This is a genomic window from Streptococcus raffinosi (assembly GCF_030284685.1).
In the GTDB taxonomy this organism is placed as follows: Bacteria; Bacillota; Bacilli; order Lactobacillales; family Streptococcaceae; genus Streptococcus; species Streptococcus raffinosi.
Genome location: NZ_JASUZV010000014.1, coordinates 1 through 26,129 on the forward strand (window position 1 = coordinate 1; position 26,129 = coordinate 26,129).

Annotated in this window: 26 protein-coding genes and 1 pseudogene; 18 read left to right on the forward strand and 9 right to left on the reverse strand. The window is 39.8% G+C overall.

The window, feature by feature from the left end; translation table 11 throughout:
* Positions 1-149: 149 nt before the first annotated feature.
* Entirely contained in the window at positions 150-1,682 is a 1,533-nt protein-coding gene (gene ahpF, locus QRD39_RS08855; protein ID WP_285956268.1) for an alkyl hydroperoxide reductase subunit F, read from the reverse strand.
* A 21-nt stretch (positions 1,683-1,703) separates the two neighbouring features.
* Positions 1,704-2,264 (reverse strand): alkyl hydroperoxide reductase subunit C, encoded by a 561-nt coding sequence (gene ahpC, locus QRD39_RS08860; protein WP_285956269.1) that lies wholly within the window; start codon positions 2,262-2,264, stop codon positions 1,704-1,706.
* Positions 2,265-2,535: 271 nt separating this feature from the next.
* Here ahpC and rpsB point away from each other — a divergent pair, with 271 nt between their 5' ends.
* A complete protein-coding gene (gene rpsB, locus QRD39_RS08865; protein ID WP_002886342.1) occupies positions 2,536-3,303 on the forward strand; it encodes a 30S ribosomal protein S2 in 768 nt (255 codons plus the stop codon).
* Between the two features lie 111 nt (positions 3,304-3,414).
* Entirely contained in the window at positions 3,415-4,455 is a 1,041-nt protein-coding gene (gene tsf, locus QRD39_RS08870; protein ID WP_008536226.1) for a translation elongation factor Ts, read from the forward strand.
* A gap of 98 nt (positions 4,456-4,553) precedes the next feature.
* Here the strand turns inward: tsf and QRD39_RS08875 are convergent, their stop codons facing one another.
* The gene (locus tag QRD39_RS08875; protein ID WP_002888314.1) at positions 4,554-5,024 is read right to left on the reverse strand and encodes a COG2426 family protein; all 471 of its coding nucleotides are present in this window, start codon (positions 5,022-5,024) and stop codon (positions 4,554-4,556) included.
* A 313-nt stretch (positions 5,025-5,337) separates the two neighbouring features.
* On the opposite strand from QRD39_RS08875, the gene QRD39_RS08880 reads away from it, so the two are divergent.
* Both QRD39_RS08880 and QRD39_RS08885 read left to right on the forward strand, forming a co-directional pair.
* Entirely contained in the window at positions 5,338-5,793 is a 456-nt protein-coding gene (locus QRD39_RS08880) for a CtsR family transcriptional regulator (RefSeq protein ID WP_008536227.1), read from the forward strand.
* Complete coding sequence (locus QRD39_RS08885; protein ID WP_285956270.1) at positions 5,794-8,244, forward strand: ATP-dependent Clp protease ATP-binding subunit; 2,451 nt, start codon at positions 5,794-5,796, stop codon at positions 8,242-8,244.
* Between the two features lie 127 nt (positions 8,245-8,371).
* On the opposite strand, the gene pbp3 (QRD39_RS08890) is transcribed toward QRD39_RS08885, so the two are convergent.
* Complete coding sequence (pbp3, locus tag QRD39_RS08890; RefSeq protein ID WP_285956271.1) at positions 8,372-9,628, reverse strand: D-alanyl-D-alanine carboxypeptidase PBP3; 1,257 nt, start codon at positions 9,626-9,628, stop codon at positions 8,372-8,374.
* A gap of 143 nt (positions 9,629-9,771) precedes the next feature.
* Complete coding sequence (pbp3, locus tag QRD39_RS08895) at positions 9,772-11,019, reverse strand: D-alanyl-D-alanine carboxypeptidase PBP3 (RefSeq protein WP_285956272.1); 1,248 nt, start codon at positions 11,017-11,019, stop codon at positions 9,772-9,774.
* 208 nt (positions 11,020-11,227) lie between these two features.
* Between pbp3 (QRD39_RS08895) and pnp the strand changes: the two genes are divergently transcribed.
* The 13 genes from pnp (at position 11,228) to rpsI (ending at position 23,112) form a co-directional block, all read left to right on the forward strand.
* Entirely contained in the window at positions 11,228-13,465 is a 2,238-nt protein-coding gene (gene pnp, locus QRD39_RS08900) for a polyribonucleotide nucleotidyltransferase (RefSeq protein WP_285956273.1), read from the forward strand.
* Complete coding sequence (locus QRD39_RS08905; RefSeq protein ID WP_002888305.1) at positions 13,462-14,232, forward strand: SseB family protein; 771 nt, start codon at positions 13,462-13,464, stop codon at positions 14,230-14,232. Before pnp ends, QRD39_RS08905 begins: the two co-directional genes overlap by 4 nt.
* Before the next feature lie 72 nt (positions 14,233-14,304).
* Positions 14,305-14,922 (forward strand): serine O-acetyltransferase, encoded by a 618-nt coding sequence (cysE, locus tag QRD39_RS08910; RefSeq protein ID WP_143566822.1) that lies wholly within the window; start codon positions 14,305-14,307, stop codon positions 14,920-14,922.
* A 376-nt stretch (positions 14,923-15,298) separates the two neighbouring features.
* Positions 15,299-16,642 (forward strand): cysteine--tRNA ligase, encoded by a 1,344-nt coding sequence (cysS, locus tag QRD39_RS08915; RefSeq protein ID WP_285956274.1) that lies wholly within the window; start codon positions 15,299-15,301, stop codon positions 16,640-16,642.
* Positions 16,635-17,036 (forward strand): Mini-ribonuclease 3, encoded by a 402-nt coding sequence (locus tag QRD39_RS08920; RefSeq protein WP_021144836.1) that lies wholly within the window; start codon positions 16,635-16,637, stop codon positions 17,034-17,036. The genes cysS and QRD39_RS08920 overlap by 8 nt, the downstream gene beginning before the upstream one ends.
* 285 nt (positions 17,037-17,321) lie before the next feature.
* Complete coding sequence (locus QRD39_RS08925) at positions 17,322-19,001, forward strand: hypothetical protein (protein ID WP_285956275.1); 1,680 nt, start codon at positions 17,322-17,324, stop codon at positions 18,999-19,001.
* Between the two features lie 47 nt (positions 19,002-19,048).
* Complete coding sequence (gene rlmB, locus QRD39_RS08930; protein ID WP_285956276.1) at positions 19,049-19,792, forward strand: 23S rRNA (guanosine(2251)-2'-O)-methyltransferase RlmB; 744 nt, start codon at positions 19,049-19,051, stop codon at positions 19,790-19,792.
* Positions 19,793-19,794: 2 nt separating this feature from the next.
* Positions 19,795-20,310 (forward strand): NYN domain-containing protein, encoded by a 516-nt coding sequence (locus QRD39_RS08935; protein ID WP_008536242.1) that lies wholly within the window; start codon positions 19,795-19,797, stop codon positions 20,308-20,310.
* Positions 20,311-20,318: 8 nt separating this feature from the next.
* Complete coding sequence (locus QRD39_RS08940) at positions 20,319-21,179, forward strand: DegV family protein (protein WP_285956277.1); 861 nt, start codon at positions 20,319-20,321, stop codon at positions 21,177-21,179.
* Positions 21,180-21,331: 152 nt separating this feature from the next.
* Positions 21,332-21,793, forward strand: coding sequence for a hypothetical protein (locus tag QRD39_RS08945; protein WP_285956278.1), 462 nt, complete (start codon positions 21,332-21,334; stop codon positions 21,791-21,793).
* Between the two features lie 9 nt (positions 21,794-21,802).
* The gene (locus QRD39_RS08950) at positions 21,803-22,003 is read left to right on the forward strand and encodes a helix-turn-helix transcriptional regulator (protein WP_002886373.1); all 201 of its coding nucleotides are present in this window, start codon (positions 21,803-21,805) and stop codon (positions 22,001-22,003) included.
* A gap of 242 nt (positions 22,004-22,245) precedes the next feature.
* Complete coding sequence (gene rplM, locus QRD39_RS08955) at positions 22,246-22,692, forward strand: 50S ribosomal protein L13 (RefSeq protein ID WP_008536246.1); 447 nt, start codon at positions 22,246-22,248, stop codon at positions 22,690-22,692.
* Between the two features lie 27 nt (positions 22,693-22,719).
* A complete protein-coding gene (gene rpsI, locus QRD39_RS08960) occupies positions 22,720-23,112 on the forward strand; it encodes a 30S ribosomal protein S9 (RefSeq protein WP_002888293.1) in 393 nt (130 codons plus the stop codon).
* Positions 23,113-23,222: 110 nt separating this feature from the next.
* Here rpsI and QRD39_RS08965 read toward each other — a convergent pair.
* Together QRD39_RS08965 and QRD39_RS08970 are read right to left on the reverse strand one after the other, a co-directional pair.
* A pseudogene (locus tag QRD39_RS08965) lies at positions 23,223-23,615 on the reverse strand (tyrosine-type recombinase/integrase); the annotation flags it as partial.
* Between the two features lie 134 nt (positions 23,616-23,749).
* The gene (locus tag QRD39_RS08970; RefSeq protein ID WP_002888280.1) at positions 23,750-24,112 is read right to left on the reverse strand and encodes a MerR family transcriptional regulator; all 363 of its coding nucleotides are present in this window, start codon (positions 24,110-24,112) and stop codon (positions 23,750-23,752) included.
* 253 nt (positions 24,113-24,365) lie between these two features.
* On the opposite strand from QRD39_RS08970, the gene QRD39_RS08975 reads away from it, so the two are divergent.
* Positions 24,366-25,121, forward strand: coding sequence for an SDR family NAD(P)-dependent oxidoreductase (locus QRD39_RS08975; RefSeq protein WP_008536250.1), 756 nt, complete (start codon positions 24,366-24,368; stop codon positions 25,119-25,121).
* A gap of 180 nt (positions 25,122-25,301) precedes the next feature.
* Here the strand turns inward: QRD39_RS08975 and QRD39_RS08980 are convergent, their stop codons facing one another.
* Both QRD39_RS08980 and QRD39_RS08985 read right to left on the reverse strand, forming a co-directional pair.
* Positions 25,302-25,913 (reverse strand): Fic/DOC family protein, encoded by a 612-nt coding sequence (locus tag QRD39_RS08980; protein WP_285956279.1) that lies wholly within the window; start codon positions 25,911-25,913, stop codon positions 25,302-25,304.
* Positions 25,906-26,094, reverse strand: coding sequence for a hypothetical protein (locus QRD39_RS08985; protein ID WP_000171299.1), 189 nt, complete (start codon positions 26,092-26,094; stop codon positions 25,906-25,908). The genes QRD39_RS08980 and QRD39_RS08985 overlap by 8 nt, the downstream gene beginning before the upstream one ends.
* Positions 26,095-26,129: the final 35 nt, after the last annotated feature.

The window sequence follows — 26,129 nt, forward strand, 5'->3', positions numbered from 1 at the left end:
ATAAATTCCTTTTATACTCTATCAGAAATAATGTTGAGTCAGAAACCGTATTATACTTGACAAATGGTAGAAAAAGAGGCTGAAATTTAGTCAACCTCTTTATAGTAATTATAACTGTTGCAGACAGATTACTAACACGTAAGTTTTGATTATTGTCTAATCAAGTAATCAAATGCACCAATAGCTGCTGTAGCGCCAGATCCCATGGAGATAATGATTTGCTTGTAGGCGCTATCAGTACAGTCACCTGCAGCAAAAATGCCAGGGATGTTTGTTGAACCAAATTTATCAACGACAATTTCTTGGCGTTCATTGAGTTCAATGCCACTATCTTTGAGCCAAGCAGTACTTGGTACAAGACCAATTTGAACAAAGACACCTTCAAGATCAAGATGTTTTTCTTCATTTGTATCACGCTCAACATAATTCAAACCAGTCACATGATCTTGACCAACGATTTCTTTGGTTGCAACATTTTTAAGAATGGTTAGATTATCAGTTTTAGCAGCACGTTCTTGTAAAACTTGGTCTGCCTTTAGTTCAGGTAAGAACTCTAAGACCGTAACGTGTTTAGTAATACCCGCTAAATCCAAAGCGGCTTCCAAACCTGAGTTACCACCACCGATAACAGCAACATCTTTTCCTTCAAATAGAGGACCATCGCAGTGTGGACAGTAAGTAACCCCTTTGTTACGGAATTCATCTTCACCAGGAACGTTGATATTACGCCATTTGGCTCCTAGGGCTAGAATAGCAGTTTTAGCCTGTAGAACAGCACCATTAGCTAGTGTGACTTCAATGAGTTCTTTCTTCTCAATACCAGTAGCTAATTGACTTTTGATGATATCAACATTGTAAGATTTCGTATGCTCTTCAACTTGGGCCATTAACTTAGGACCTTCTGTATATAGCGTACCAATCATGTTTTCAATACCGACTGTCTCAATAACTTGTCCACCAAAGGTTTCTGCTAAAAGACCAGTTTTTAGTCCTTTGCGGGCAGCATAAATTGCAGCACTGTTTCCAGCAGGACCCCCACCAATGACCAAGACATCATAGACCCCTTTATCGGCAAAAGCATCAGCATCAAGTGGACCATCCAATTTTTCTACAAGCTGTTCAATGGTTGCACGACCAGATGTAAATTCTTCTTGGTCTTTGTAAACTGTAGGAACAGACATGATACCTTTGGCTTTGACTTCATCTTGATACATACCACCTTCAATCATAGTGTGGGTGATATTTGGGTTCAAAACAGCCATTATATTAAAGGCTTGAACGACGTCTGGACAATTATGGCATGTTAGTGAAACATAAGTTTCAAGATTGATAGTTTTGTCAATCTTTTTGATGCGTTCAATAATATCCTCATCAACTTTTGGTGGACGACCAGAAACTTGCAAAAGAGCTAAAATGAAAGACGTAAATTCGTGCCCCATCGGTAGGCCAGAGAAAATAATACGACTTTGTTGCCCTTTCTGTGCAATCCCAAAGCTAGGTTGACGTTTGAAATGAGCTGGTTCAAGACTAATAAGATTGGACATAGCGGCAATTTCATCTAGAAAGTCTTTTACTTTTCGAGAATTATCGTCATCTCCCAAATCGGTTTGTAATACAATATCAGATTCTAGTAAATTTAAATATTGTGCTAATTGAGCCTTGATTTCTTTATCTAAGACCATGGATACTATACCCCCTGGTTGTTAAATTTTACCTACAAGATCCAAGCTAGGAGTCAATGTTTCAGCTCCTTCTTTCCATTTGGCTGGACAAACTTCACCTGGATGTTGGCGAATATATTGAGCAGCACGAACTTTATCAATAAGAGTGCTTGCGTCGCGTCCGATACCATCAGCGTTAATTTCCATCATTTGGATAACGCCATCTGGATCAACGATGAATGTTCCACGTTGTGCAAGACCATCTTGACCAAGAACATCAAAACCTTGAGAGATGAGATGTGAAGGATCTCCAATCATAGGATAAGTGATAGTTCCAACAACATCTGAGTCATCATGCCAAGCTTTGTGAACAAAGTGAGTATCTGTAGAGACAGAGTAAATCTCTACATCAAGAGATTTAAGTGTTTCATATTGCTCTTGAAGGTCACCGAGTTCAGTTGGGCAAACAAATGAAAAATCTGCAGGATAGAAGCAGAAAACAGCCCATTTTCCTTTAACATCTTCATCTGTAACAGTGATGAATTCTCCATTGTGATAAGCTTGTGCTGAGAATTCAATAATTTCTTTTCCGACTAATGACAAAATAATGTCCTCCTCTATTTTTGATAGCCTAATTATAAACGAAATATTTTCGAATCTCAAAGGAAACGATTACATTTTATAAGGAGGGGATGCTCTGCTAATGGATAGTGATTTTATAGCTTGTCAAATGTCACTTTTTTTGATAAACTACTATAGTTGCGTAAAGTAACAAATACTCATTCTAAGCCGATTGTGGTCTTGTTGCCGCAGGGTGGGACTGCAAGTCTAAAGCTTAGAAGAGGAAAAAAACAATTTTTAAGGAGAAATACTCATGGCAGTAATTTCAATGAAACAACTTCTTGAGGCTGGTGTTCACTTCGGTCACCAAACTCGTCGCTGGAATCCTAAGATGGCTAAATACATCTTTACAGAACGTAACGGAATCCACGTTATCGACTTGCAACAAACTGTAAAAATGGCTGATACAGCTTACGAATTTGTTCGTGAAGCAGCAGCTAACGATGCAGTAATCTTGTTCGTTGGTACTAAAAAACAAGCAGCTGAAGCAGTTGCTGAAGAAGCTACTCGTGCTGGTCAATACTACATCAACCACCGTTGGTTGGGTGGTACTCTTACAAACTGGGATACTATCCAAAAACGTATCGCTCGTTTGAAGGAAATCAAACAAATGGAAGCTGATGGAACTTTCGAAGTTCTTCCTAAGAAAGAAGTTGCACTTCTTAACAAACAACGTGCACGTCTTGAAAAATTCTTGGGTGGTATCGAAGATATGCCTCGCATTCCAGATGTAATCTACATCGTTGACCCACACAAAGAACAAATCGCTGTTAAAGAAGCTAAAAAACTTGGTATTCCAGTTGTAGCGATGGTTGATACAAACGCTGATCCAGATGAGATTGATGTAATCATCCCAGCTAACGATGACGCTATTCGTGCCGTTAAATTGATCACTTCTAAAATGGCTGATGCTATCATCGAAGGTAACCAAGGTGAAGATGCTTCTGCAGATTTCCAAGAAGCAGCTGCAGCTGATTCAATCGAAGAAATCGTTGAAGTTGTCGAAGGTGACAACAACTAATCTTTAAGGTTAGTTAGGGCTTGATGCCCACTAAAAATAAGACAAACACCTAAGGGGCGGGGCTCAGCCCTGCCCCTTAGTTTGATAAAATAAATTTGGAGAAAACACAAAATGGCAGAAATTACAGCTAAACTTGTTAAAGAATTGCGCGAAAAATCTGGTGCTGGTGTCATGGACGCTAAAAAAGCATTGGTTGAAGTTGATGGTGATATCGAAAAAGCGATTGAATTGCTTCGTGAAAAAGGTATGGCTAAAGCAGCTAAGAAAGCTGACCGTGTTGCCGCTGAAGGATTGACTGGTGTTTATGTTCACGGTAATGTTGCAGCAGTCGTTGAAGTTAACGCTGAAACTGACTTCGTTGCGAAAAATGCTCAATTCGTTGAATTGGTAAACGAAACAGCTAAAGTAATCGCTGAGGGTAAACCAGCAAACAACGAAGAAGCACTTGCTTTGACTATGCCTTCAGGTGAAACTCTTGAAGCTGCATACGTATCTGCAACAGCTACTATCGGTGAAAAAATTTCATTCCGTCGTTTTGCTTTGCTTGAAAAAACAGATGCACAACACTTTGGAGCTTACCAACACAACGGTGGACGTATCGGTGTTGTTACAGTTCTTGAAGGTGGAGATGAAGCTCTTGCTAAACAAATCTCAATGCATATCGCTGCAATGAAACCAACTGTTCTTTCATACACTGAATTGGATGAACAATTTGTTAAAGATGAATTGGCACAACTTAACCACACAATTGATCAAGATAACGAAAGCCGTGCAATGGTTAACAAACCAGCTCTTCCACACCTTAAATTTGGTTCTAAAGCTCAATTGACTGATGCTGTTCTTGCTCAAGCTGAAGAAGATATCAAAGCTGAGTTGGCTGCTGAAGGTAAACCAGAAAAAATCTGGGATAAAATCATCCCAGGTAAAATGGACCGCTTCTTGCTTGACAACACTAAAGTTGACCAAGCTTACACTCTTCTTGCTCAAGTTTACATCATGGACGACAGCAAAACGGTTGAAGCTTACCTTGAATCAGTAAATGCTTCAGTAGTAGAATTTGTTCGCTTTGAAGTTGGTGAAGGTATCGAAAAAGCATCTAACGACTTTGAATCAGAAGTTGCAGCTACAATGGCAGCAGCCCTTAACAACTAATTCTAGTTGCTAGATAAAAAGAAAAGAAGTTACGTAATCGTAGCTTCTTTTTTGTCGTAAATAGAAAACGTCTGAGTATTCCCCAGACGTAAAAAATATTAATGAGCGAAGGTATTGACACCAAGGAGAAGAGAGAGCGTTCCCATGATAATACCTGCAAGGATAACTCCAAGCATAACAGCTAAAACGCTGCGTTTAAAGTCCCAATCTAGGATGGATGCTGCAAGCGTACCTGTCCAAGCGCCTGTTCCTGGAAGTGGGATACCCACAAAGAGTAGGAGGGCCCAGAAGATACCTTTGTCTCCAGCGGCTTTTTCAAGCTTTTGCCCCCCACTGTGGCCTTTTTTAAGACACCAGGTAAAGAAGCCACCAATAAGAGGTTTGTCAGCACCCCACTCGAGAACACGGCGGGCGAAGAAGAAAATAATTGGAACTGGAAGCATATTCCCGATAACACAAAGAATGAGGGCTTGCCACCAAGGAATACCTGAGGCAATAGCGACAGGTACGGCTCCACGGAGCTCAACAAGGGGAATCATAGAGATTAAAAATGCAATGATGTATTTCATGAATAACCTTTCATAGGGAAATAAAATTAGTGAGAAGTCTCAGGTGAAGTGAGTATTTCTCGATAGTGGTAAGAGGAATATTACCATGGTATAAAGTGAAAGGCTCTTGTTCGGATGAGGATTAGCTTCTTCGATTGTTCAAGTTGTTTCAGCAGAATACCTAGGTTGTCTTTTCATTTTGTCTTATTTATTGTATCTTATATGACCTCTAATGACAACTTTAAAAAGCTTTTTGAGACTATAGTTTCCCATGTGCTGACATTTTTGGTATAATAATAGTCAGTTATAGTCAAATTAGACTGGAGGAATTAAGATGGCAAGAAATACATCAGACAGTATAGAAGAATATATTAAAGAATTGCTGGGCCAGTCTGGGATTGCTGAGATTCAACGTTCGAATTTAGCAGATACTTTTCAAGTTGTACCGAGTCAGATTAACTATGTTATTAAGACACGTTTTACAGAGAGTCGTGGTTATATCGTTGAGAGTAAGCGTGGTGGTGGCGGTTATATTCGTATCGTCAAGGTCAGATTCTCTGATAAACATCACAGAATCAATGCTCTACTTCAAAACTTAGCAGATCAGCTCAGCGAACAGGTTTTTACGGATTTGATTCAGTTGCTATTTGATGAAAAAATTATCACAGAACGTGAGGGGAATTTGATTTTAGCAACTGCTAGTGATGATATTCTCGGTGAGGACGCTGCTACAATTCGTTCGCGTATCTTACGCTCGCTTTTACTTAGATTGGATAGAAAAGGAAATTAGATGACGACATATTCAAGAAAAATGCAAGCCATTTTCCATCGTGCTCAGCTTGAAGCAGAGCGCTTTGGTAGTCCTTTTCTGGAGACTTGGCATGTGCTTCTAGCTATGCTTGAAGTTCCAGGAACTGTAGCCTACCTAACCTTTACTGATTTTGAAGACCGTATTCGTGCGGAAGAAATTGAGACGGCTGCTGTCTTGGCTTTGGAGAAGAGTCCAACAGAGTTGTCCAAATCAGATATTATTGATTTACGGGCACAGTCACATGCTTTAGAGGCTATGCTGCAAGAGGCAGAGGGAATTGCTAAGGTGACTGGTGCCGTAGAGGTGGGTTCTGAACATGTTTTGATGGCTTTTTTGCTCCATAAGGATTTGATGGTTTGCCGTCTCCTTGAAGTTGCTGGTTTTCAATATAAGGATGACAGTGACAAGCCTCGTATTATTGATTTGCGACGTTCTTTGGAGCGTTATGCAGGTCTTAGTAAGCAAGATTTAAAGGCGATTCATGACCTGCGTAAGCCTAAAAAAGCAAAAGCATCTGGAAATTTTGCTAATATGATGCAGCCTCCTCAATCTTCTACTGGAGAACTGTCAGATTATACAAAAGATCTGACTGCAGTAGCAGAATCGGGAGCCCTTGATCCAGTCATTGGGCGTGACGAAGAAATTTCACGCATGATTCAGGTCTTGAGTCGTAAAACGAAGAATAATCCTGTTCTTGTAGGTGAAGCAGGTGTTGGTAAGACGGCCATTGCCCTTGGTTTGGCACAGCGTATTGCTTCGGGTGACGTACCTTTCGAATTAGCTGATATGCGTATCTTAGAACTTGATATGATGAGTGTGGTTGCAGGAACCCGTTTTCGTGGTGATTTCGAAGAGCGTATGAATCAAATCATTGATGAGATTGAAGCTGATGGAAAAATCATTCTCTTTATTGACGAATTGCATACGATTATTGGCTCTGGTTCTGGTATTGATAGTACCTTGGATGCGGCAAATATTTTGAAACCTGCTCTAGCACGTGGAACACTTCACATGGTTGGAGCAACCACACAAGCTGAGTACCAAAAGCATATTGAGAAAGATGCAGCCCTTTCTCGTCGTTTTGCTAAGATTACGATTGAGGAGCCAAGTGTATCTGAAGCTATTGATATTTTAAAAGGCTTGCGTTCGTCGTATGAAGTCTACCATCGTGTGACTATCACTGATAAAGCCGTTGAGACAGCTGTCAAGGTAGCACACCGTTATTTGACGAGTAAAAACTTACCTGATTCGGCTATTGACCTTCTAGATGAAGCGAGTGCAACTGTTCAAGGTCGTATCAAAAAAGAAGCCAAACGTGAGATAACGCCTTTGGATGAAGCACTTTTAGCTGGTGATATGAAAGCTGCTATTAAACAATATAAGGCTAGTCAAAAGGCAAAATTACCAAAACCAGCTTTGGTGGATACGGACCAGATTATGCAAACCCTTAGTCGCCTATCAGGTATTCCTGTTGAGAAGATGACTCAGGCAGATAGCAAACGTTACCTGAATCTTGAAGCTGAGCTTCACAAACGTGTTATTGGTCAAGACGAAGCAGTTTCAGCGATTAGTCGTGCTATTCGTCGTAACCAGTCAGGTATTCGTACTGGAAAACGTCCGATTGGTTCCTTCATGTTCCTTGGACCTACTGGTGTTGGTAAGACGGAATTGGCTAAAACTTTGGCAGAAGTCCTCTTTGATGATGAGTCGGCTTTGCTTCGTTTTGACATGTCAGAATACATGGAAAAATTTGCGGCTAGTCGTCTTAATGGTGCCCCTCCCGGGTATGTTGGATATGATGAGGGTGGTGAATTAACAGAGAAAGTTCGCAATAAGCCTTACTCAGTCCTACTCTTTGACGAGGTCGAAAAAGCTCACCCTGATATTTTTAATATTCTCTTACAGGTTTTGGATGATGGTGTTCTGACAGATAGCCGTGGACGTAAAGTTGATTTTTCAAATACCATTATCATCATGACTTCAAACTTGGGAGCGACGGCTCTTCGTGATGACAAAACTGTTGGTTTTGGTGCTCGAGACATTTCTCATAACCATCAAGCCATGCAGGCACGTATCATGGAAGAACTTAAGAAGGCCTACCGTCCAGAATTTCTCAACCGTATCGATGAGAAGGTTGTCTTCCATAGTCTAGAGGAAGAACAGCTTCGTGAAATTGTCAAGATTATGGTAAAACCGTTGGTATCAGCTTTGGCTGAAAAAGGGATTGAATTGAAATTCCAACCAGCTGCCCTCAAGTATTTAGCTCAAGATGGCTATGATGTTGAGATGGGTGCTCGTCCGTTGCGTCGTGCGATTCAAACTCAAGTGGAGGATAAGTTGTCTGAGCTCTTACTAGGTGGCCAAGTAGTGAGTGGACAGACCCTTAAAATTGGCTGCTCTAAAGATAAATTGACCTTTACAGTAGTGTAAAGGCTAAACAACAAAGACAGATTGCGCTTGTAATCTGTCTTTTTGTGTCAATGGGAGTCAAGTGAGTGTAAAGGTTTCAGTCAAGCGGGTGTAAAAGAAAAAGTCGAGCAAAGCTCGACTGTAACGGTTAAAGTTTCTCGTTGACAAAGGTGACAAAGTGATTCCACCAGACCTTGAGGAAGAAGCTTTTCTTAACCTCTTTACCAGCAACAAGTTCCATGCTAGGCATGCCCTGATCCGGTAGGTAGCCATCTCCTATAAGGGTATTATCTTCAAAGGTAGCTGTTCCCAACTTGTCTCCTGATTTGACAGGGGCTTGAATCTGGTTGGTGGAGACTTTAATATGTTTAGTGTTGTCGTCGTCTATTTTTTGGATGATATTAAAGTCAGACTTGGCTACAGCAGGTACCTGTTTAGATTTACCATCAAGGACATTGGCTTGACTCTTATTTATGTCTTGACCTTTCTTGGCAATGGTCTTGCTTTCCCAATGATAGACCACATAGTTAAGCAAGTCATTGGTTGCGGTAAACCGGGCATAGTCATCCGTATCGGTGTGCTCAGCATTTATGATGACTGTGATAATACTCATACCACTTTCATTTGAATGGGCTACGAAGGCAGCTCCGGCCAAATCAGTGGTACCTGTTTTGAGGCCATCAACACCCTTGCGGTAACTAGGTTGCCCCTTAAGCATATAGTTAAAGGTTTTGAGTTTATTAACACCATCAAATTTGGCTTCTGTTTTTTTAGTGATGTCGAGAATTTCAGGATATTCTTTAATCACATGTTGTGCAATGATAGCAACATCCTTGGCACTCATGGTGTTTTCTTCGTCAGATTTAGAACCTGGATAGATATTATCACCCAAATAGGAATTATTGAGACCAGAGGCGTTGACAATTTTAGCATCAGTGATTCCCCATTTTTTAAGTTGGGCTTTCATTTTGTCGACAAATTTACTTTCTGTTCCTCCGATTTCCTCAGCTAGGGCAATGGATGCACTATTGGCACTGGAAATAAGAGTTGCGTCAAGTAGTTGTTTGACGGTGTATTTTCTGGCATCTAATGGGATGTTGGAAACTCCAGTACTAACAGTCAATTCAAAGGGATAGTCGGAAATATTAACCTTTGTGTTCCATTTAAGCTCTCCCTTGTCTACCGCCTGATAAACCATATAGGCTGTTAGGAGTTTGGTGATAGAACCAATTCCTGTAGAAGTAGTGGCATCTTTTTCGTATAAAATCTTACCAGTAGTTGCTTCTACAGCGATAGCATGCTTGGCTGCGGCGTCAAATCCTTTTTTCTTCTCTGCTGCAAAAGCAGGAGCTACGCTTCCCAGACAGAGTAAGAAGGTCATAATAAGCGTAATTAGTTTCTTCATGGCTTGTTCCTTCGTGTATTTTGGATATTCATTATACCACATTTTGAGAGGAACTTAAGGTGTTGAGAAGAAGCTTTTACGATTTCATCATTAATTCATAAGGCAAAAAAACTCCCTTTTGATATCAAAAGGGAGTTCAGTGCCTACTTGTTTCCGGTAAAGAAATTAACGATATGATTCCACCAAACTTTTAAGAAGAAGCTTTTCTTAATGGACTGGTTGGCTGTTACAGCAACTTGAGGTGGATCAGAGATATATCCTGTTCCTACGAGGTCTTTATCATCATAGGTTGCTGTTCCGATGGTATCTCCTCTTTTGATAGGTGCTGTTACCGTTTTTGCTTTGATTTTAACAGTGTCATTTTGGCTATTTATCTTTTGGACAACAGTAAGGTCTGATTCAAGTTTAGCAGAGACGGTCTTACTGACTCCATCGGCTACCTTGATATCATTTTTCTTGACGATTTGTCCCTTAGTGTTGAGTTTATTTATCTTCCAGTGTTGGACGACATAATCTAAGAGGTCATTGGTAGCTGTGAAACGGGCGGCTTCATCCTCCCCATCATTGTCAGCGTTCATAACCACTGTAATCAAGCTCATGCCATTTTCATTAGAGTGAGCAACAAAGGATGCTCCTGCGAGTTCGGTTGTTCCGGTCTTAAGTCCATCAACCCCTTCACGGTAGTTGTCTTGACCTTCCAACATATAGTTATGAGTGGTTAATTTGTTGTCACCTTCAAAATCAACTACGCCTTGCTTGGTGATGTCAAGTACTTGAGGATAGTCCTTGATGAGGTGGTCTGCGATAATCGCAACATCCAGAGCACTCATGGTATTTTCGTCATCTGGTTTAGAGCCAGGATAACGGTTATCTCCTAGATACTTATTATTGAGCCCTGAGGCATTGTACAGTTTTGCATCAGTAATTCCCCATTTCTTTAATTGGGCCTTCATAGTATCTACAAAAGCACTCTCTGTTCCTGAGATCTTTTCAGCTAGAGCAATTGCTGCGCTGTTAGCACTACTGATGAGGGTGGCATCTAAGAGTTGTTTGACAGTGTATTTTCGAGAGTCTAGTGGGACGTTTGAAACTTCTGAATCAACTGTTAAGTTGAATGGATAATCTGAGATATCTACTTCAGTATCCCAAGTAATTTTACCTTGATCAATAGCTTTATAGACCATGTAGGCTGTTAGGATTTTCGTCATTGAAGCAACACCATCGGGAGTGGTAGCGTCCTTTTCATAGAGGACTTTCCCTGTAGTTGATTCGATAGCAATCGCATGTTTAGCAGCAACATTGAAATCATCAGTCTGTTCTTGTGCTAGGGCAGGTGTTACTAAGCCTATTAGGATTAAGGCAACCATAATGATGTGTTGTAATTTTTTCATACTCATTCCTCTGTCTCTTATGAGTGTTTATTATATCACAAAACCACCTAAATATCTGGAACTGAGAAAAGCTTGGGGGACAACTTATGCCGAAGCTCTGCCATTTTCGACTATAATATGGTAAAATGGAAGTTATATCAAATGAATGACATAAAGTTGACCAGTTCGTTTTTGTAGGGCTGGTTATGGATAAAAAGAGGGATCAAACATGGCTAAACAAACTTTTGAGATGACCTTTGCAGGACGCCCGCTTGTTGTGGAAGTGGGACAGGTAGCCAAGCAGGCTAACGGTGCTGTTGTCGTGCGTTATGGAGATACAACCGTATTATCAACAGCTGTCATGTCTAAAAAGATGGCAACGGCAGATTTCTTTCCTTTACAAGTTAACTATGAAGAGAAAATGTATGCGGCTGGAAAGTTCCCAGGTGGTTTTAACAAGCGTGAGGGACGCCCTTCAACTGATGCCACTTTGACTGCTCGTCTTATTGACCGTCCTATTCGTCCCATGTTTGCGGAGGGCTTTCGTAACGAAGTGCAGGTCATTAACACTGTTCTCTCTTATGACGAAAATGCTAGTGCGCCAATGGCAGCTATGTTTGGGAGTTCTTTAGCACTTTCTATTTCTGATATTCCTTTTAATGGTCCGATTGCTGGGGTTCAAGTAGCTTATGCAGCGGAAGATTTTATCATCAACCCAAGTGCAGCAGATAAAGAAGTTTCGCATTTAGACTTGACAGTAGCAGGGACCAAGGAAGCCATTAATATGGTGGAATCAGGAGCTCAAGAATTATCAGAGGATATTATGTTGCAGGCACTCTTGAAAGGGCATGAAGCTATTCAAGAGTTGGTTGATTTCCAAAATTACATTGTTGCGGCTGTTGGTAAGGAGAAGGCTGAGGTTGAACTGCTCCAAGTTGATGCTGATTTGAAGGCTGAAATTGAAACAGCTTATTATGATCAGTTAGCTAATGCTGTTCAGGTGGAAGAAAAATTAGCGCGTGAAGCAGCAACCCAAGCTGTTAAAGAAGAGGTCCTCGCATCTTATCAAGAACGCTTTGCAGAAGATGACGATAAAGATACTATCTTACGTGATGTGGCAGAAATTCTTGAACAGATGGAACATGCTGAAGTGCGTCGTCTCATTACCGAAGACAAGGTCCGTCCCGATGGTCGTCGTGTGGACGAAATTCGTCCTTTGGACGCAGAGATTGACTTTCTGCCAAAGGTTCATGGATCAGGTCTCTTTACACGTGGGCAAACCCAGGCTTTATCAGTCTTGACCTTGGCTCCTATGAGTGATACACAACTTGTTGATGGTTTGGACCCAGAATACAAGAAACGTTTCCTTCACCACTACAATTTTCCTCAGTATTCAGTAGGTGAAACAGGGCGTTACGGTGCACCAGGCCGTCGTGAAATTGGTCATGGAGCTTTGGGCGAGCGTGCCCTTGCTCAAGTTCTCCCAAGCGTTGAAGAGTTTCCTTATGCTATCCGTTTGGTAGCCGAAGTCTTGGAGTCAAATGGTTCTTCTTCACAGGCTTCTATTTGTGCAGGCACTTTGGCTCTTATGGCAGGTGGGGTGCCGATTAAGGCGCCTGTTGCAGGGATTGCCATGGGTCTTATTTCAGATGGAACTAACTACACTGTTCTAACCGACATTCAAGGTTTGGAAGATCATTTTGGTGATATGGACTTTAAGGTAGCTGGTACACGTCAAGGAATTACAGCTCTTCAGATGGATATTAAGATTTCGGGTATTACACCGGCCATTCTCGAAGAGGCTTTGGCTCAGGCAAAAGTAGCTCGTTTTGAGATTCTTGATGTTATTGAGTCAGCAATCGCTGAGCCACGTCCAGAATTGGCACCAACGGCTCCTAAGATTGACAGTATTCAGATTCCTGTTGACAAGATCAAGGTTGTCATCGGTAAGGGTGGTGAGACCATTGATAAGATTATCGCTGAGACAGGTGTCACAATTGATATTGATGAAGAAGGACTTGTTCAAATTTTCTCTAGTGATCAGGATGCTATTGACCGTGCTAAAACAATCATCTCCGATCTTGTACGTGAAGCTAAGGTTGGTGAGGTTTACACAGTACCAGTTGTGCGTATTGAAAAGTTTGGTGCTTTTGTTCACCTATTCAATAAAACCGATGCTTTAGTCCACATTTCAGAATTAGCTTGGAAACGTACAGAGCATGTCGAGGATGTGGTTAAGGTTGGGGATATGGTAACTGTTAAAATCATCAAAATCGATGAAAAAGGCCGTGTTGATGCTTCAATCAAGACCCTGCTTCCAAAACCTGAAAAAATTGAGGACGGAGAAAATGGAAGAGAGTCTCGTCACCGCCGTCGTTCTCATCATAAACCACGCCACCATAAGGAAAGTGGGGAAGCACCGAAAAAATTTGATCAATCAGAAACGAAAGAACAAACAGAAGAATGACAGAAAATCAAGAATTGCAAGTCTTTGATGAAACCTTGAGAGAATTTTTAACAGAACCAGACCATTTTTTGACTAGTCTGGCTTTGGTTAATCACCTGCAACGTACTCCAGTATTGGCGGCCCAAGACCTCTATGCGGTTGAAGTAGAAGGGAAGAGGGTTGTTCCTGTCTTTACAAGCGAGCAGGATTTGCAAGCCTTTAAAGATACTCAAGAGAGTGCTCGAGAACAAGCATGGGTAAAACGTTCAAGTTTAGATATTCTATCGCAGCTCGTTGAGGCAGGACTTTTTGGCCTTGCTTTCAATCTTAAATCCGATGGTGATTTTTCGAACACCACTCTTTTTGCAAGCAGTGAATTGATTCAATTTATCAACTACTTTACTCAGACTCTTAATAATCTTTTGAGTGAGGAAAATCAAAAGGCAGCCCCTAAAGATAAGATTTATCTTGTTCCGGCCTTTGTTCATAAGCGTGAGACGGATGGACAAGAAGATCGCTTTTTTGCAACCATGTCTAATGCAGAGGGACAGAGCTATGTGCCTGTATTTACGAACTTGACGAGCTTTGCCAAATGGTACGGAAACGAGACTTTTGGTCTACCTTTCCGTAAAGCTAAAGGGACTATTCTGCAGTGGCCGTTGTCAGAAATTTATAAGCCTTCAACAGGTGAAAACGAGTTGGATAAGGTTCAAGGTATTGTCATCAATCCTTTTGATGAGCAGCCTGAGTTAGTGGATTGGTCTTATTTTGAGGATGATAGTAAGTAGTCCTATTATTATCAAACCTCTGAAAAGATAATAAGGCCACAGTAAACAATAATGATATAAGGAGTGACCTATATGGGGTGGTGGAAAGAAAGTATTGATATTGTAAAGAAAAATGACCCAGCGGCTCGGACAAGTTTGGAGGTTCTTTTAACCTATCCTGGTCTAAAGGCTTTGGCAGCTCATCGTATCTCACATTTTCTCTGGCGCCACCATTGCCGACTTTTAGCTCGTATGCATAGTCAATTTTGGCGATTTTGGACTCAGATTGAGATTCACCCTGGGGCTCAGATTGCCGAAGGTGTTTTCATTGACCATGGTTCTGGTCTTGTCATTGGTGAAACAGCCGTTGTGGAGAAGGGAGCCATGCTCTACCACGGTGTCACTTTAGGTGGTACTGGTAAAGATGTCGGAAAACGTCACCCAACCGTTCGTGAGGGTGCCTTGGTTTCAGCCCATGCTCAGGTTATAGGTCCTATTGAAATTGGTAAGAATGCCAAAGTCGGTGCGGCAGCTGTGGTTGTTGCGGATGTTCCAGAAGATGTTACGGTCGTTGGTGTTCCTGCTAAGGTTGTACGTGTTCATGGTCAAAAAGATGAAGAAGTGATTCATGACATTGAGGAAGGCCGTGAGTACTATATCGAAAAGCTAGAAGATTTAAAAGCGGCTAGCTTTCACTCATCACGTCTATAAGGAAAGAAAAAGATGAAACTCTTTAGTTCAAAGGTGACTCGACTGACTGTTGTAGGTCCGCTCGCTCTAGTTTACATTGCTTTACACCGAGCTGATTATAGCATGGCAGCTTTATGGTTCTGTATTTCTCTTTTATGGGCAGGTCTTGTTTACAAGCAACGTCATAAGTGAGAGCTGAATCATGAACCATTTTTTCAAAAATAATCCTTTTTTGGTCTTCTATATGGTGGGAAGTTTTGTATCAGTCGTCTCTCTCTTGGCTCAAGGTAAGTTGGTTTCGGCTTTATTGATTATCGTCCTTGTTGTAGTTTTATGTTTATACCTAAACCATATCAGGGATAAAAAATAGCTTCCAGTTAATTGAAAGGAATCTCTAGTGATTAAAATTTATGATACGATGACACGTTCGCTCCGTGATTTCGTACCTTTGACAGAGAATGTTGTCAATATGTATGTTTGCGGACCAACTGTTTACAATTATATTCATATCGGAAATGCCCGTTCAACAGTAGCTTTTGATACCATTCGTCGTTATTTTGAGTATCGTGGTTACACTGTTAACTACATTTCTAACTTTACAGATGTAGATGATAAGATTATTAAGGCAGCCAATGAAGCTGGTATTTCGACCAAAGAATTATCAGACAAGTTTATCGCAGCCTTTATGGAAGATACTGCACAGCTTGGCATCAAACCAGCGACACAGAATCCTCGTGTTATTAACTATATGGATGAAATCATTGCATTTGTGTCAACCTTGGTTGACAAAGGGTTTGCTTATGTCTCTGAAGGTGATGTTTACTTCCGAGTAGCTAAGTCAAAAAATTATGCTAAGTTAGCTAACAAGACCTTGGAAGATCTTGAAATTGGTGCTAGTGGTCGTACGGATGCTGAAACTGCTCGTAAGGAAAATCCTTTGGATTTCGCCCTTTGGAAAGCAGCCAAAGAAGGCGAAATTTTTTGGGATAGCCCTTGGGGACCTGGTCGCCCTGGTTGGCACATAGAATGTTCCGTTATGGCGACTGAAATTCTTGGAGATACTATCGATATCCATGGTGGTGGTGCAGATCTGGAGTTTCCACACCATACCAATGAGATTGCCCAATCAGAAGCCAAGACTGGCAAGACCTTCGCTAATTACTGGATGCACAACGGTTTTGTCAATGTGGACAATGAGAAAATGTCAAAATCTTTGGGTAACTTTGTAACGGTTCATGACATGCTTAAGACAGTTGATGGTCAAGTGCTTCGCTTCTTCCTAGCGACACAACAGTACCGTAAGCCAATTAACTTCACCGAAAAAGCTATCCATGATGCTGAAGTTAATCTTAAGTATTTGAAAAATACCCACAGTCTTCCATTAACAGGTCAGGTGGACCAAGCTGAGTTACAAACTTATCTGGACGCTTTTCAGGAAGCTATGGATGATGACTTTAACACAGCAAACGGTGTAACTGTCCTGTTTGACATGGCCAAATGGATTAATTCATGCCATTATGATCAAACGGTTAAAGATGCTTTTGAAAAAATACTTCAAGTCTTTGGAATTGTTTTCAAAGAGGAAGTCCTTGATGAAGATATCGAAAAACTCATTGAAGAGCGTCAAGCAGCGCGTGCTAACAAGGATTTTGCGACAGCGGACCGTATTCGCGATGAGTTGGCTGCTCAAGGTATCAAACTTCTTGATACCAAGGATGGTGTGAGGTGGACACGTGACTAAACACCTTGATGTCAACCTTATTAATGGTATTGCACTTGCCTTTGAGGGAGATGCTGTTTATTCCTTGTACATTCGTCGTCACCTGATTTTTCAAGGTCAGACCAAGCCAAATCAACTGCACCGTCTAGCTACACGCTATGTTTCGGCCAAAGCTCAGGCTAGTCTCATTGAAAAAATGCTAGATCAAGAAGTCTTGACTGAAAAAGAACTGGACATCTACAAACGAGGTCGTAATGCCCATAGTCACACCAAGGCTAAAAATACGGATGTTATTACTTATAAAATGTCAACAGGCTTCGAAGCCGTCATGGGCTATCTTCATATGACCGAAGACCTGACTCGCTTAGAAGAATTAATTACTTGGTGTATTGATCAAGTTGAAAGAGAAATCTAAAAAATTCTGCCATTGCAGGATTTTTTGCTTATCTTACAACTCCTATTAGTCGTAGCATAAAATCCTCAAAATCAAAATGATTTGAGAATCAAAGAAATTAAGCGGTTTGCCAATAAAAAATAAGATAAAACTGATATTTAGAAGGTCAAAAATGAGAAAATTAAGGAGGGTCTGACACGTGTAAAACCCTGATATTATAACGTTTTTTAATAAAACTAATTTGACAGAAACTAAAAAAAGTCTATAATATTAATAAATAAAGCCATATAAAAAATGAGGAGGTGAATGGAAATAGCTAAGAAAAAAGTTTTATATACAACGTTTGCTGCTTTGATTTTATCTAGTTTTACGCTACAAACAGGTAAAGCAGATGAAGTTCAGGCAAGTCCTGACAAAGCTAATATAGATTATGTTAATAGTGAGGCTCCAGCTCCAGCTCCTCTTGCTTCCCAAGTTGATTTTTCAGCAGTGGAAGCAAAGGCAGAGCCAGCGAGTCAAGTAACTTCAGTAGTGACATCAACATCACTAATGGTCGTTTCTTCGAGTGAAACGGATGAGGGACTTCTTGAAGTGCACTCTCAAGTTGATATCGTAGAGACAAGAGTTTCTAAGGCTACACCTCATTCAGAAGGGGCTCAAGTACAAGCTTTTAGTGCAGGTAGTTCAACAGCGACATCTGAGCGAGGTGATGCAAAGCCGGCATCTGATTCTGAGCAAGCCAAGCCAAACATTGTGCTTACTTATGATAAGTCTCGTGAGGCTACAGCGACAGCTGAATCTCAAGCGGTGACATCCATGTATAAAAGTGAAAGTACACTTTATACCTCTGAACTTGCTGGGAATACACATGCTATTGAAAAATCGGAATTTTCTTCCCTAAATTCTCATACGACATCTGTAAGTGCTACTAATTTTAGCCAAGCCGTTGCAACTTCCGAACTTGCTTCAGAAGCTGCAAGCACTGCCAGCTCTCTTGCGTCAACGAACGCAGAAGCAAGTCAGTCAAATAAAAATACAGAGGAGAGTCTGACTGTCCTCACAGTTGGATGGAAAGATTCAACATCAACTTCTGAAGTTTTTGAAACTTCTGTAGTGGTTTCAATGTTGCAGAGCGAGAGTTTGACTTATTCGTCAGAAGTAACCTTTACGGATGGGCTTATCTCAGAGATTCTAGCGACTCCAATCACCTCCGAAGTTTACACTGTAGTTCCTAAACGTGATAGTACCGGTTCTCTTCTTGAAGATCACCCAGCTGTTACAGGAAATACAGATATTCTCTATTTGGCACGTGGTGAAATCTTTAACGTCAACTTCGATGTTAATAAGATGGACGGTAAGAAGATTAAGGGTCTTAATCTTGTTCTTGATGGGAAACAAATTCACCATAGCTACTTTGTTGAAGGAACTTTGGATGAAGTAAATGCTGGTTTGAGTGCCTACCACTTGGCAGAGCAAACGACTGGTATCCATAAGATGACCTTTGAGTTGATCGATACAGATAATAATATCCATTATCTGACACAAACATTTAGCGTCTTCAATGATGGAGATCTGCCGGTGACTCCTGGTGGTTATCCAAGGACCCAGTACCCATCGACCACGACAACAATGACTATACCGGTAACCTATAATACTAGTGTAAACAACTATACTGAAGCAGCTAATCACATTCAGGCTACAGCAGTTAATGAGTTGGCTGAGACAACTAGAGCCTTGACACAGCAATTAGCAGATCAAATTGCTGAGGTTTTGAGTGGTTGGTCTTCAGCGATTTCTGGAAGTAATACAACAAGCTCTGGTTCAATTGATATTTTCCAAGCAGCAAGTAAAACCATTACTCAGGCTGCTAGAAAGATTGCAGAGACAATCTCAGATCCAGATACGGTCGGTAAACAAGCCTTGGCTGCTGCAACCGTTGTTCTTGTTCTTCTCGTGCTTTATCTAGCAGCAATTACGTTTATTTAATATGCTTTGCCCTCGTAAGAGGGCCTTTTTTATGATAGAATGGGCTTATGAAAACAACTAAAGAATCAAGTCTAGACATTGTTTATGGCGTGCACGCTGTAACAGAAAGTCTCGAGGCTAATACTGGTAATAAACTCTATATTCAAGATGATCTTCGAGGGAAGAATGTTGATGCTATCAAGGCTTTGGCAGCTGAAAAGAAGGTATCTATTTCTTGGACACCTAAGAAAACCTTATCTGATATGACAGGTGGAGCTGTCCATCAAGGTTTTGTTCTTCGTGTGTCGGAGTTTGCTTATTCTGAGCTCTCAGATATTATGGACAAGGCTGATCAAGAGGAAAATCCTCTCATTCTTATTTTAGATGGACTTAACGATCCTCATAACTTTGGCTCCATCTTGCGTACGGCCGATGCTACTGAGGTAACAGGTATTATTATTCCTAAGCACCGTGCTGTGGGGGTAACACCTGTCGTTGCCAAAACCTCAACAGGAGCAGTGGAGCATATTCCCATTGCTCGAGTGACTAATCTTAGTCAAACTCTTGATAAGCTTAAAGAAGCAGGTTTCTGGATATTTGGAACAGACATGGATGGTACACCATCTCATAAATGGAACACCGCTGGGAGACTTGCTCTGATTATCGGTAATGAAGGAAAAGGTATCTCTGCTAACATCAAAAAACAAGTAGATGAAATGATTACTATCCCTATGAGTGGCCATGTACAGAGCCTTAATGCTAGCGTGGCAGCTGCAGTACTCATGTATGAAGTTTATCGAAACCGATTGTAACGATGAAAAAAAGAATACTTTTGGTTGATGGTTATAACATGATTGCCTTTTGGCAAGAAACCCGTCAACTCTTTAAGACTAATCAGCTTGATGAAGCTCGTGAAACACTGCTTCGTAAGCTTAATCATTATGCCAACTTTGAACATATTGATGTCATCTGTGTATTTGATGCTCAGTTCGTTCCAGGAACCCGTCAGCGCTATGACCAATATCGTATCAGTGTTATTTTTACTGAGGAAGACGAGACAGCAGATAGCTACATTGAGCGAGCAGCAGCTGAGATGAATACCGTTCAACATCTAGTTGAGGTAGCAACCAGTGACCTAAATGAACAATGGGCTATATTTTCTCAGGGAGCTTTACGTGTTTCAGCACGTGAGTTGGAAGAACGTGTCAATACCGTTAAATCGGACTTAGACAAGATGTCGGCACATATTGACTTAAAAACACCTAAGTTAGGTCCATGGGATGATACACAATTAGGTCAATTACAGGATCTTTTAAATGAAATAGAATAGAGGGACATATGACATTCAAAATTTTGACAGATTCAACAGCAGATTTAGATGAAAAATGGGCTCAGGAAAATGAGGTAGAACTCGTTGGTTTGACTATTACTCTGGATGAGACTACCTATGAGACCGTAGGACCTAACCGTTTAACCAGTGACCGTCTCTTAGAACGTATGCGAGAAGGTGCTCAGCCGACTACGAGCCAGGTGAATGTTGGTCAATTTGAAGAGGTCTTTCATCGTCACGCCAAAAATGGTGATGCCCTCCTTTATATTGCCTTCTCATCAGTGCTTTCAGGTACTTATCAAAGTGCTGTTATAGCACGTGACATGATTTTGGATGAATATCCAGAGGCTGTCATTGAGATTGTAGATACCCTGGCGGCAGCAGGTGGGGAAGGTTATCTCTCTATCTTGGCGGCAGAAGCTCGTGACCAAGGTAAGAGCTTATCTGAAACGAAAGCTATGATTGAGGCTATTTTGCCACGTTTACGGACCTATTTCTTAGTTGATGATCTCTACCATTTGATGCGTGGGGGGCGTCTTTCTAAGAGTTCAGCCATTATTGGTAGTTTGATTAATATCAAACCCCTTCTTTGGCTGGATGCTTCAGGTAAGTTGGTTCCTTTGGCCAAAATCCGTGGACGTAAAAAAGCTATTAAGGAAATGTTTCTGCATGCTACTCAGGATATTGGACATAGCACAGCGATTGTCGCTTATGCTAACGACATCGAATCAGCAGAAAAACTCAAAGAAGATTTGTTAGCAGTTGACGGCATTGAGCAAGTTCTCATTATGCCACTTGGGCCAGTCATCTCTACCCATGTTGGACCGGATACCTTGGCCGTCTTTACGATTGGTAAAGAAGCTAGATAGAAAAAGTGTCAGATAGGATTTCCTATCTGATTTTTTGTTTTCTAAAATGATATGTTAATAGCAAATAAAAACATAACCTATACAAAATGAATGATATAGTTGACATTGTGTAAAATAATGCTATAATTAATCTAGAAAATGGAGGAAATAAAATGAAGAAGTCAAAGAAGAAAGTAGCTAGCACGATGGATGAACGTGCTCGATTAATCAGTGCAGAATCAGCTGCTATAGCTTATTGGGTAGCCATGCTTGGTATATTTGTAACGATTCTGGTTACTGGTAAGACACACTCCCTAGAATTAGCTCAGTCATTATTATTCATCACTTTCTTTGGTTCTATGTGCGTGGTCGTAGTGCATAGCGTATCACGTAATGGGCACCCATTCTTATTGGACAAAAAAATTGAGAAGAAAGTATTAATATTTTCCTGGGTAATGTTACTTGGTGGAACTTTTGTATCGTTACTAATTTTAGTACAGTCGTTTAGATTGGGTAAGAATCTTATGGCCACTGTACCATCTTTGACAATGAGTTTGACTGTATGCTATGAAGGATGGGTTATTATTAACAGAATCAAGAAAAACCGTCTGGAAGAACAGGAAGACGAAGAGTAGGTTTTTTAAATGAAAAATTTAAAAATGAAGTCAGCGCGTGTGGCAAAAGACCTCACTCAACAAGGCTTAGCAGATGCTATAGGGGTCTCTCGTCAGACCATCTCTGCTATTGAAAAGGGAGACTACAACCCGACTATAAATCTGTGTATTGCTATCTGCAAAACTCTGGACAAAACTTTAGACCAGCTTTTTTGGGAATCTGAGGATTAGTTTGCATCCCTTAGAGGAGAGGTTGTTGAGGGTTAATTCTATTACCTACCTTATAAAACAGAGGCTAAAAAAATAAAAGAAAAACACCTCCAAATGACTTGCCTTGGACGTGTTTTTTTGATATTATGTTAAACGGTATTGTTTACCCCATTTGAAAGGCCCCGGAACCTTCCAAATACTTTTCGATGGGAAGGAACACCCATCACTCGTAAACAAAAATCGAACTATATATAGGAGAAATCATGAACAAAACAACATTTATGGCTAAACCAGGCCAAGTTGAACGTAAATGGTATGTCGTTGACGCAACTGATGTGCCACTTGGACGTCTTTCTGCAGTAGTTGCTAGCGTACTTCGCGGAAAAAACAAACCAACTTTCACACCACACACTGATACAGGTGATTTCGTAATTGTTATCAATGCTGAAAAAGTTAAATTGACTGGTAAAAAAGCAACTGATAAGATCTACTACACTCACTCAATGTATCCAGGTGGATTGAAACAAATCTCAGCAGGTGAACTTCGTTCTAAAAACGCTGTTCGTTTGATTGAAAAATCAGTTAAAGGTATGCTTCCACACAACACTCTTGGACGCGCACAAGGTATGAAATTGAAAGTCTTCGTTGGAGCTGAGCACACTCACGCTGCACAACAACCAGAAGTACTTGATATCTCAGGACTTATCTAATTCTAAGAGGAAAGGAGCACTAATATAATGGCACAAGCACAATATGCAGGTACAGGACGCCGTAAAAACGCTGTTGCACGCGTACGTTTGGTTCCAGGTACTGGTAAAATCACTGTTAACAAAAAAGATGTAGAAGAATACATCCCACACGCAGACCTTCGTCTCGTTATCAACCAACCTTTCGCAGTTACTTCAACTGAAGGTTCATACGACGTACACGTTAACGTTGTAGGTGGTGGATACGCTGGTCAATCAGGTGCGATCCGTCACGGTATCGCTCGTGCACTTCTTCAAGTAGACCCAGACTTCCGTGATTCATTGAAACGCGCTGGACTTCTTACTCGTGATGCACGTATGGTTGAACGTAAGAAACCAGGTCTTAAGAAAGCTCGTAAAGCTAGCCAGTTCTCTAAACGTTAAGAAACGGCTACAATACAGCATTTATCAACACTTCATGGTTCACACCATGGGGTGTTTTTTGATGTTTTTTTAGCAAAATTCACACCACTTTTCACACCAAATTCACACCATTACTTTTTAAGGTTACGGTAGGCAATTTCACCAACAGCCATTGGTATGACATTTGAAGTGTTGACATAGGTCTTAGTTGTGAGAGTATCGCTATGCGTTAGAGCTTCTGAAATGTCCTCTAGTGATGTGCCAAATTGTTTGGCAAGAGTTGCACCCGTATGACGTAATTTATGAGGTGTAGCGTGTGTTAGTTCCTTATGACGGCGTTCGACTGACTTCATCTTATTATTAAGATAATCAGCGTGTAAGGGACTATTAACATTCCCTTTTGTATCAATATAAGTAAAAATATACTGTTCATCAGATTGGATAATATTGAATTTTGCCAATTCCAATTTTTGTTGTTTTTTCCAAGCACAGAGTAAATCAGTTAGTTCAATAGGAATAATGAAAAAAATAAGTATGAATAATTCTATTTTTGCTGATTTGTATTAATTTTTAGGAAAATAAGAGTAAATAGCATAATAAAAAGGGATTGAAATTTTATTTTCAATCCCTTTTTTAGATAAAGAAAATAATAATGGTGCTAATTAGGATTAATACCTAAATAAGTTTTAATTTTCTTTTCAAGAAAATCAATATGTTGGTTAATTTCAGTTTGTTGCTTATGAAGTTCATCAAGTTGAAAAAATAGCAGTCTAAGTCGTTGAGGAATTGTGGAGTCTCCTTTATATCTTAGGTCAGCGTATTCTTGCATATTTTTAATAGACATTCCCGTCTTTTTTAATCTAATAATGAATTGAGTCCACGCTATATCAGAGTCATCATAGTATCTACGATTATTTTCTTCTCTGTGTGAGTAAATCAATTTTTCTTGCTCATAGTATCGAAGTGTGGAAATAGAAAGTCCAGTTTTTTTAGCAAATTCTCCAATAGAATAGTGAGCCATAATATTTCCCCCTTTTTTTAATATTTTAGCATAATTTTAAAAAAATCGAAAAATTTTCAGTTTTCTCTTGACATAAAGTGCACTTTACTATGTAAAATACATAGCATCAAAGGAATTTGATATAAAGTACTCTAATTTATGAGTTGATTGAAAATAAAGGAAATTATGGAATCGCTTCTCTGTGTAGGTGGCGGAATGGGAGCAGCGACTCTTATAAAAAATGCAAATAGCAATCTGTAAAGGAGAAAATAGTATGGAACAAACGAAGAATTATACTTGTATTACTGGAGCCAGTGCTGGTATAGGAGCGGAGACAGCAAGACAATTTGCAAAATTAGGAACGAATCTTATTTTAATTGCTCGGCGTCAAGAACGACTAGAAAAATTGAAGCAAGATATTTTGAACCATTATCCGGATTTAGATATTGTTATTAAAGTTGTTGATTTATCGAAGTCCAGTAATGTTTTTGATCTTTATGAAAGCTTGAAAAAATATCACATTACTACTCTAATAAATAATGCTGGTTTTGGAAATTATGATAAGGTTGAATCTCAAGATTTAGAAAAGATAATAACATTAATCCATCTAAACATTGAAGCTTTAACAATTCTATCAACTCTATATGTGAGAGATTATAAAGATTGTAAAGGCGCTCAATTGATTAACTTATCATCTAGAGGCGGATACATGATGGTTCCAAATGCAGTTACATACTGTGCAAGTAAATTTTATGTCAGTGCTTTTACAGAAGGCTTGGCATTGGAACTAGAGGCAAATCAACATCAATTAAAAGCTAAGGTTTTAGCTCCAGCTGCCACAAAAACGGAATTCGGTCAAGTTGCTACAGATTCGAAAGAATACAATTATGATGAGCATTTTGCTAAATATCACACAAGTGAAGAGATGGCACAATTTTTGATGGAATTATATCAAAGTGACAAAGTTGTTGGTTTAGTTGATGTTACAAATTTTGAATTTCATCTTAGCGGACCACTACTTAAACATTAATTATTTTAATAAATATAGATAATGTGGTATCGATTAATAGTTGCAGTCGTTTTATGATAAGAAGAAAGCTTCTGAAACGTTAGATTTCAGAAGCTTTTTGTCTTTAAGTTTTGAGTAAGTTATAATTTTCTGTGATATTTAGGATATTTAAAAAATATACAAGTGTTTTTGTAGATTAATTTACAATTTTTCCAGTATTTTGCCAAGTAGTTCTTCTAACTTTCCTAAGTCCCCATAGACTGTCCCATCCATATAAAGATTGTAAACTTCATCATCTTGTTCCACGCGTACTTGTGCAGAATAACCTTTTGATAGTGCTAAGGAACGAATAACTTCTCGTTGAGTTCGTCCATTCCCTTCTCGAAAGGGATGGAAACAATTAAGATTATCAAGAATTTTTGCTAATTGTTTAATAATCTCATCTTTTGAATTAGCAGTTTGATAATAGGTATGAATAAGATGGTTGATATAGTTTTGGGCAGTACTGAAAGATTGTATTGACATAAAAGGATTCCCATTTTTTGAGATATTCACCTTGCGAAATTGCCCCGCCCAAGCATAGACATCTTGAAATAAATATTTATGAATGGCTAAAATATCACTAATGGAGTAGACTTCAATGGTTTTCAAGCGCAAGTCTGCAAGCCTTTTAGTAACGAATAAATGCTCATTCCGGTAGGCTTCTTCAATTTTTGTAATATTTTGTTTGTTGATTAAGACTGTAGAATTTGGATAGGTATATTGGTGATTGGGGTCAATGTACTCATAGCCTTCGTATTGATTTTTAACCAATATTCAATTCCTTTCGTTTGTTGATAACATAAGTTTTTAAATCAATCACATCTTGAACAGTAGGTTCATAATTTTCAATCATTGATGACCCAATAGCATACCAGACAGTATCAAAATCTGAAAAGTTATCAAAGGGAATCCCTAAAATTGTTAATTCTTCTTTATTCACATCAAGAGTCATGGCACACCTCCTTGTATAGAGTTATCCTTATTATA